Here is a 7205-nt window from a genome sequence, read left to right on the forward strand (position 1 = left end):
GGATGCGCTGGTCGGCGGGGTTGTGGCGGGCCACCGCCACGACCGCCGTACGGTGCACCGTGCCGGCGGGGCGCGCCGCCAGGCAGAGGCCGCCGGCGGTGCGGATGCTTGCCACCTGCGGCTGGCCGTTCACGGGCACGAAGCGCAGGCCCTGCTCGGGGCGCGCGCTGCAGGTGTTCTGGGTGAGCTGCAGGTCGGCGGCCGTCGAGGCGCCCGGCACTTCCATGCACAGCCCGCTGTGCGCAGCCACCGCGGTGCTGCTGAACTCGGTGAGATTGGGCAGGTTTTGCGCCGCCAGCGGCGCACAGCCGAGCACAAGGAAGGCGACCGGCAGGAGTCGGCGAACGTGGCTGCGCATCGGGCGGCTCCGGGGGGGCGGTTGGCAGGTGGCCGCGCGCTGGCGACCATTCAGGCCACGTTTACACCAACGCGGAGCCGTTTTCGCCGTGAAGGAGAGAAAAATGTGAACTAGTTCACATTTTCCCGCGCAGATCCGACGGCCGGTACGGCAGCCCGTCCTGCCCGGTACGAGCCGGCAGTCGCCCGCGCTCGTCCGCGGCGGCCGCGTAGGCGTCGAAACGCTCCAGCGCGTCGGCCACCGTCACCAGGTCCATCACGCCCGGGAACTCGACCCGGCGCCCCCAGCGGACCTGCGCCGCGGGGATCTTCAGGAAGCTCTCCACCGCCTGGGAATAACGATTGACGCACCAGCGGGTGTCCGACCAGGGTCCCGAGCGCTCGGCATCCGTGCAGGCATGCAGGCCCAGCACGGCCGTGCCCATGGCGTTGGCCAGGTGGGTCGGGCCCGAATCGGGGGTCAGCACCAGGCTGGCGCGGGCCAGCAGGGCCAGCAGCTGCTTGAGCGTGTCCTTGCCCACCAGGTCCATGGCCGGGCCGGCCATGGCCGCCAGGATGGCGTCGGCGGTGTCGCGCTCAAGCCGGCTGCGTCCGCCGCACAGCACCACGCGCCAGCCGCGGGCGGCGGCGTGGTCGGCCACCGCGGCGTAGCGTTCGGCGCGCCAGTTGCGCAACGGGTGGCTGGAGCAGGGCGAAATCAGCAGCGTGGGCTGGCTGCCGGGCAAGTGTCCGGCGGCCCAGGCATGTGCCGCCTCGGGTACCGGCATGCGCCATTCCACCGGACCGGCGGCGATGCCCAGCGGCGCCAGGAATTGCTGGAAGGCGTCCAGCACATGGTGGCCGCCCGGCGCAATGCGCTCGTTGATGAAAAGCCCATGGCCTTCCTTGCTGCGTCCGCGATCAAAGCCAATGCGCCGGTCGGCTCGGACCACGGTGGAGGCCAGGCCCGCGCGCAGCGCCAGCTGCAGCTGCAGCAGCACGTCGAACCGGCGGCCGGCAAGCCGGGCGCGCAGGTCGCGCCATCCCGCCAGGCCTGCCTTCTTGTCGAAGACGATGAACTCGACGCCGTCCAGGCCTTCGAGCAGCTTCGCTTCGCCCTTGCCGATGATCCAGGTGATCGCCAGTGCCGGCATGGCGCGCTGCAGCGCGCGCACCAGCGCCAGCGCGTGGGTGACGTCGCCCAGCGCCGACAGGCGCATCAGGCAGAGCGATCGCGGCGCGATGTTCACGGGCATTGGTTAGACTGGCCGGCATGGAAGTGAGCGCCGCCGCCGAGCGACACCAGACGTTCCGCGATGATCGCGGCGCAGGAGTGATTGTGTTCGACGCGGTGCGGCTGCGGCAAGCTGGCCCCGAGCTGCTGGATCCGGCCCACTACGGCGCCGCCGCCAGCGCGGTCGGCGAAGGGGGGCGCGGAGCCGCCTGGTTCGTGCCCGGCGACGCCGGCGAGGCGGTGCTGCGGCACTATCGTCGCGGCGGCCTGGCGGCCAAGCTCGGATGCCGACGCTACGCCTGGCTGGGCGAGTCGCGCGTGCGCAGCCTGGCCGAGTTCCGTCTGCTTGGGCAGCTGCATCGCGAAGGCCTGCCGGTGCCGGCACCGCTGGTGGCCGGGTACTGGCGCCGCGGCTGGGGCTACGGCGCCGCCATTCTGGTGGAGCGGATCGCCGGCGCCAGGGCGCTCTCGCAGTGGCTGGGCCAGGACGTGGACCAGGCCCCCTGGGAGGCCGTGGGCGAGGTGCTTGCGCGCTTCCACCTGGCGGGCGTCGACCATGCCGACCTCAACGCCGACAACGTCCTGGTGGACCCGGACGGCCGTGTCTGGCTGATCGATTTCGACCGCTGCCTCCGGCGACGCAGCGGCGGCGCCTGGCGCGAACGCAACCTGCGGCGTCTGGCGCGTTCGCTGGCAAAACTTTCGCGCGGCGGCATGCGCTGGCAGCCGGGCTTCAGCCGGCTGCGGCGCGCCTATGCCGATGCCGTCAAAGGCGTGCCGGCATGAGCTGGGCGCTGCGCTTCCTGGGCGTGGGCAATGCCGGTGCGGCGGTGACGCTGGGCTCGGCGTCCGCCGTGATCGAGCGCGATGGTGCGCCCGAACTGATGATCGACTGCGGGCAGGAGGCGCTGACGGCCTTCGTGCATCGCTACCAGGCGCTGCCCGATGCGCTGTTCATCACCCACGTGCACATGGACCATGTTGCGGGCCTGGAGCGGCTCTTCTTCGCGACTTATTTCGACCCGGCGCGCCGCGGCAAGGTCCGGCTCTACGTGCCGGTGACGGTGCTCGCGCACCTGCAGGCGCGCGTGGCCGACTATCCGGGCGTGGTGGCCGAGGGCGGCGCCAACTGGTGGGACGCCTTCCAGCTGGTTCCGGTGACGCGCGGCTTCTGGCACCGCGACGTTGCCTACGAAGTGTTCCCGGTCCGGCACCACCTTCCCGACACGGCTTTCGGCCTGCGGCTGCCCGGCAGCGTGGTGTGGACCGGCGACACCCGGCCCATTCCCGAAATGCTGGCCCGCCACGCCGACGCCGGCGAGTGGGTGGCGCACGACTGCGCGCTGCACGGCAATCCGTCGCACAGCGGCATCGACGACCTCGAACGTGAGTACCCGGCGCCGCTGCTGGCGCGCTGCGTGCTCTACCACTACGCGTCGCTGGAGGACGCCGAGGCGCTGCGCCGCCGCGGCCACCGGGTGGCCAGTGCCGGCGAGGTGCTGCCGTTGGCGGCGCCCCTGTCAGGGCGCGTGCCGTGAACCACCCGCTGGCCGTGGAGCCGGCCCTTCCGCGTGACGTGCGGGGTCGCCCGCTGCACGACCTGCGCATCTCGGTCATCGAGACCTGCAACTACCGCTGCCCCTACTGCATGCCCGAGGGCCTAACGCCCGACGAAACAGCGCTCGACCGCGCCAGCCGCCTGGGCTTCGACGAGATTGAAACCGCGGTGCGGGCGTTCGCGCGGCTGGGCGTCAGCAAGCTGCGCCTCACGGGCGGCGAGCCGCTGCTGCGCAAGCACTTGCCCGACCTGGTCGCCCGCCTGGCCGCGATTCCGGGCATCGACGACCTGGCCCTGACCACCAACGGCTCGCTGCTGGCCGGCCAGGCGCGCGCGCTGCGCGATGCCGGCCTGCATCGGCTGACCGTGAGCCTGGACGCCCTGGACCCGGTCATGTTCCGGTCGCTGTCCGGCGGCCGCGGCAACGTTGACGACGTCCTGGCCGGGATCGCCGCCGCCGAACAGGCGGGTTTCCGCTCGATCAAGCTCAACTGCGTCGTCCAGCGCGGGCTCAACGAAGACCAGGCCCTCGCCATCGCCGGCCACTTCCGCGGCACGCCGCACGTGCCGCGCTTCATCGAATACATGGACGTGGGCAACTGCAATGGCTGGCGGCGCGAGGGCGTGGTGCCTTCGGCCGAGCTGCGCGACCGCATCCACGCGCGCTGGCCGCTGCGTGCGCTGACGCCCACCTATCGCGGCGAAGTGGCCACCCGCCACGGCTACGAGGATGGCGCCGGTGAGGTCGGCTTCGTCAGTTCGGTCAGCGACCCGTTCTGCGGCGACTGCCACCGGGCCAGGCTTTCGGCCGACGGCCAGTTGTTCACCTGCCTGTTCGCCACCCGCGGCCAGCCGCTGCGCGAACACATCGGGCGCGGCGAAGATGCGCTGGCCGAGCACCTGGCGGGCCTGTGGCGCCTGCGCGCCGACCGCTACAGCGAACAGCGCGCGTCGGCACCCGCCGACCGCAGGAAGATCGAGATGTTCTACATAGGCGGCTGACATGGCGAAGGCGAAACTTACCCACCTCGACGCGGCCGGTCGTCCGGCGATGGTCGATGTCTCGGCCAAGCCGGTGACCGCACGCGAGGCGGTGGCCGAATGCCGGGTGAAGTTCCCGGCCGCGGTGGCCGTGGCGCTCCGCAAGGCCGCCATGGGCACGGCCAAGGGCGCGGTGGTGGACACGGCAATCATCGCCGGCACGATGGCGGTCAAGCGCACGCACGAACTGATCCCGTTCTGCCATCCGCTGCCGATCGACGGCTGCCGCTTCGACGTGGCCTGGGTCAATGAAACGACGCTGCGCATCGAGTGCGCGGTGCGCACCACCCACCGCACCGGCGTCGAGATGGAGGCGCTGACGGGCGCCACGGTGGCGGCGTTGACCGTGTACGACATGTGCAAGGCGCTGTCGCATGCGATGGTGATCGGACCGGCGAAGCTGCTGGCCAAGCGCGGCGGCAAGCGCGACGTAGGCAAGGCGGGCGCATGAGCGTCACGGTGCTGTATTTCGCCAGCCTGCGCGAAGCGGCGGGCGTGGACCGCGAACTGCTGCCGCTGCCGGCGTCGCTGCGCGCGCTTTACGACGCGCTGTCGCTGCGCCATGGCTTCAGCCTGCCGGCGACGAAGCTGCGCGTGGCGGTGGACGGCGCGTTCGTCCCCTGGGACAGCCCCTTGTCCGACGGCTGCGAGATCGCCTTCATCCCGCCGGTGTCGGGCGGATGAACCGGTTCGCCATCAGCGAGGAGCCGTTCCTGATCGCGCCGCTGCGCGAGCAGCTGCTTGGCCACGACGCCGGCGCGTACGCCAGCTTCGAAGGCTGGGTGCGCGACCACAACGAGGGCAGGGCGGTGCAGGGCCTGTTCTACGAAAGCTACCGCGCGCTGGCCGAAACCGAAGGCCAGGCCATCATCGACCAGGCCCTGGAGCGCTTCGCCATCACCCGCGCGGCTTGCGTGCACCGCACGGGCGAACTGGCCCTGGGCGAGCTGGCGGTGTGGGTCGGCGTCAGTGCCGGCCACCGCGGCCCCGCCTTCGAAGCCTGCCGCTGGATCATCGACGAAGTGAAGTCCCGCGTCCCCATCTGGAAACACGAACGCTACGCCACCGGCGCCCCCACCTGGCTCCACCCCGACCCCTGAACCGCGCAAGCTTTGTCACGGAGCACGCGGATAAAGACCGATAAGAGCGGATAAACCGAAGCGTAGTTGAAGCTCGCGGGCTGGGCAGGCCTCGTGACAGAGACAGCTCTGGGTCGAAGCACGCAGCCACGGCGCGCGAAGCCCCCCTTGGTCACGGGGGGGCGCGACGACAGGCGCGGGGGATTGGAAGGCAGGAGGGGACCCTGGGTTTGCGCAGCAAACTTAGGGCCGCCATTTCGGGCTGCGCCCGAAAATGGCGGTAGCCCCGCCAGCTTGCCCCGGCACCCGCATCAGTCAATACCGTTGCTGCCTTCCGGCCCTGGCGGAGTTTTCAACCTAGCGTCGCGGGGGGCCGACGGGGCCACCATTGAAGCGAACGGCGCACCCTGGGGCGCGCCGTCTTGGAAGCAACCGCGGCCGGAACGCCGGCGGCCTGAATAGTGGCGGAGAGAGAGGGATTCGAACCCTCGAAACGGGGTTTAGCCGTTTACACACTTTCCAGGCGTGCTCCTTCAACCGCTCGGACATCTCTCCGCAGAGATTACCGCCTGAAACTAGCCGGAAAGCATACCGGCTGGCGAGGGCTGGGACAAGCGCGGCGATTCGCGCTGGCCCGGGGGCGGGGGGGTTGGCACAATGCACAGGCGTTCCCCGTCCCGTCCGAGTGCCCGCATGTCCTATCTGGTCCTTGCCCGAAAATGGCGCCCCCGGCGCTTCTCTGAACTGGTCGGGCAGGAGCATGTCGTGCGCGCGCTGAGCAACGCGCTCGAGACCGGCAAGGTGCACCACGCTTTCCTGTTCACCGGCACCCGCGGCGTGGGCAAGACCACCATCGCGCGCATCTTCGCCAAGTCGCTCAACTGCGAGCGCGGCACCAGCGCCGAACCCTGCGGCGAATGCCCCGCCTGCCGCGACATCGACGCCGGCCGCTACGTTGACCTGCTGGAAATCGACGCCGCCAGCAACACCGGCGTGGACGACGTGCGCGACCTGATCGACAACGCGCAGTACCTGCCGTCGCGCGGCAAGACCAAGGTCTACCTGATCGACGAGGTGCACATGCTGTCCAAGGCGGCGTTCAACGCGCTGCTCAAGACGCTGGAAGAGCCGCCCGAACACGTCAAGTTCCTGCTGGCCACCACCGACCCGCAGAAGCTGCCGGTCACGGTGCTGTCGCGCTGCCTGCAGTTCAACCTGCGGCGGCTGGACGAAGCCCAGATCGGTGGCCAGATCGGCCGCATCCTCCAGGCCGAGGCCATCGCGGCCGAGCCCGGGGCGATCGCGCTGCTGGCCCGCGCCGCCGACGGCAGCCTGCGCGACGGGCTGTCGCTGCTGGACCAGGCCATCGCCTACACCGGAGGCCAACTCGACACCGCCGCGGTGAACGCGATGCTGGGCACCGTGGACCGTTCACAGGTGGGCGCGCTGCTGGCGGCGCTGGCCGCCGGTGACGGCGCCGCGCTGATGGCGTGTATCGAAGAACTGGCGTCGTTCTCGCCCGATTTCAGCCATGTGCTGGAAGACCTGGCCACCGCGCTGCACCGCATCCAGCTGCTGCAGATGGTGCCCGGCATGGCCGGCGACGCGGAGGCCAGCGACGTCGAGGGCCTCGCCGCCGGCCTTTCACCCGAGCTGGTGCAACTTTGGTACCAGATGGCCGTGACCGGACGGCGCGACCTGGGCCTGGCGCCCAGCCCGCGCACGGGTTTCGAGATGGCGCTGCTGCGCATGCTGGCCTTCCGGCCGGCGGGCGAGGGTGGCGGCCCGGCGCTGGCGCCGCGCGCGCCCGCTGCCACCTCTGCGCAGCGCAACGAAGCAGGCCCTGCGCCGCGGGTCGCAGCTCCCGCGGTGCCGCCGGTCGCAGCGCCGCGGATCGCCGCACCGCCGGTCGCGGCACCGCACGCCGCAGCACCGGCCGCCGCACCGCCGGTGCAGG

The 7205-nt window shown here is 71.1% G+C and carries 9 protein-coding genes, 1 tRNA gene and 1 other RNA gene; 7 read left to right on the forward strand and 4 right to left on the reverse strand.

Going from position 1 to position 7205, the window contains the following annotated elements:
* Window positions 1-358: hypothetical protein (locus tag K0M70_RS05670; RefSeq protein ID WP_290780438.1), on the reverse strand; the 358-nt coding region annotated here is incomplete at its 3' end.
* Window positions 359-473: 115 nt separating this feature from the next.
* Window positions 474-1592, reverse strand: a complete 1119-nt coding sequence (locus K0M70_RS05675) for a glycosyltransferase family 9 protein (protein WP_290780441.1) — start codon at window positions 1590-1592, stop codon at window positions 474-476.
* Between the two features lie 17 nt (window positions 1593-1609).
* Here K0M70_RS05675 and K0M70_RS05680 point away from each other — a divergent pair, with 17 nt between their 5' ends.
* Genes K0M70_RS05680 through K0M70_RS05705 form a run of 6 tightly spaced genes read left to right on the forward strand, consistent with a single transcriptional unit; the run spans window position 1610 to window position 5269 of the window.
* Complete coding sequence (locus tag K0M70_RS05680; protein WP_290780444.1) at window positions 1610-2356, forward strand: 3-deoxy-D-manno-octulosonic acid kinase; 747 nt, start codon at window positions 1610-1612, stop codon at window positions 2354-2356.
* Entirely contained in the window at window positions 2353-3108 is a 756-nt protein-coding gene (locus K0M70_RS05685) for an MBL fold metallo-hydrolase (RefSeq protein ID WP_290780446.1), read from the forward strand. The genes K0M70_RS05680 and K0M70_RS05685 overlap by 4 nt, the downstream gene beginning before the upstream one ends.
* The gene (gene moaA / locus K0M70_RS05690) at window positions 3105-4130 is read left to right on the forward strand and encodes a GTP 3',8-cyclase MoaA (protein ID WP_290780448.1); all 1026 of its coding nucleotides are present in this window, start codon (window positions 3105-3107) and stop codon (window positions 4128-4130) included. Before K0M70_RS05685 ends, moaA begins: the two co-directional genes overlap by 4 nt.
* A 1-nt stretch (window position 4131) precedes the next feature.
* Window positions 4132-4620, forward strand: a complete 489-nt coding sequence (moaC, locus tag K0M70_RS05695) for a cyclic pyranopterin monophosphate synthase MoaC (RefSeq protein ID WP_290780450.1) — start codon at window positions 4132-4134, stop codon at window positions 4618-4620.
* Entirely contained in the window at window positions 4617-4853 is a 237-nt protein-coding gene (locus K0M70_RS05700; protein WP_290780452.1) for a MoaD/ThiS family protein, read from the forward strand. The genes moaC and K0M70_RS05700 overlap by 4 nt, the downstream gene beginning before the upstream one ends.
* Complete coding sequence (locus K0M70_RS05705) at window positions 4850-5269, forward strand: molybdenum cofactor biosynthesis protein MoaE (RefSeq protein WP_290780455.1); 420 nt, start codon at window positions 4850-4852, stop codon at window positions 5267-5269. The genes K0M70_RS05700 and K0M70_RS05705 overlap by 4 nt, the downstream gene beginning before the upstream one ends.
* Before the next feature lie 262 nt (window positions 5270-5531).
* On the opposite strand, the gene ffs is transcribed toward K0M70_RS05705, so the two are convergent.
* Window positions 5532-5628: signal recognition particle sRNA small type (gene ffs / locus K0M70_RS05710), an RNA gene on the reverse strand.
* A gap of 82 nt (window positions 5629-5710) precedes the next feature.
* A tRNA-Ser gene (locus tag K0M70_RS05715) sits at window positions 5711-5803 on the reverse strand.
* Between the two features lie 138 nt (window positions 5804-5941).
* Here K0M70_RS05715 and dnaX point away from each other — a divergent pair.
* On the forward strand, window positions 5942-7205 hold a 1264-nt coding region (gene dnaX, locus K0M70_RS05720; protein ID WP_290780458.1), incomplete at its 3' end, for a DNA polymerase III subunit gamma/tau.

The sequence above is a fragment of the Arenimonas sp. genome, from assembly GCF_019459675.1.
Classification (GTDB): domain Bacteria; phylum Pseudomonadota; class Gammaproteobacteria; order Xanthomonadales; family Xanthomonadaceae; genus Arenimonas.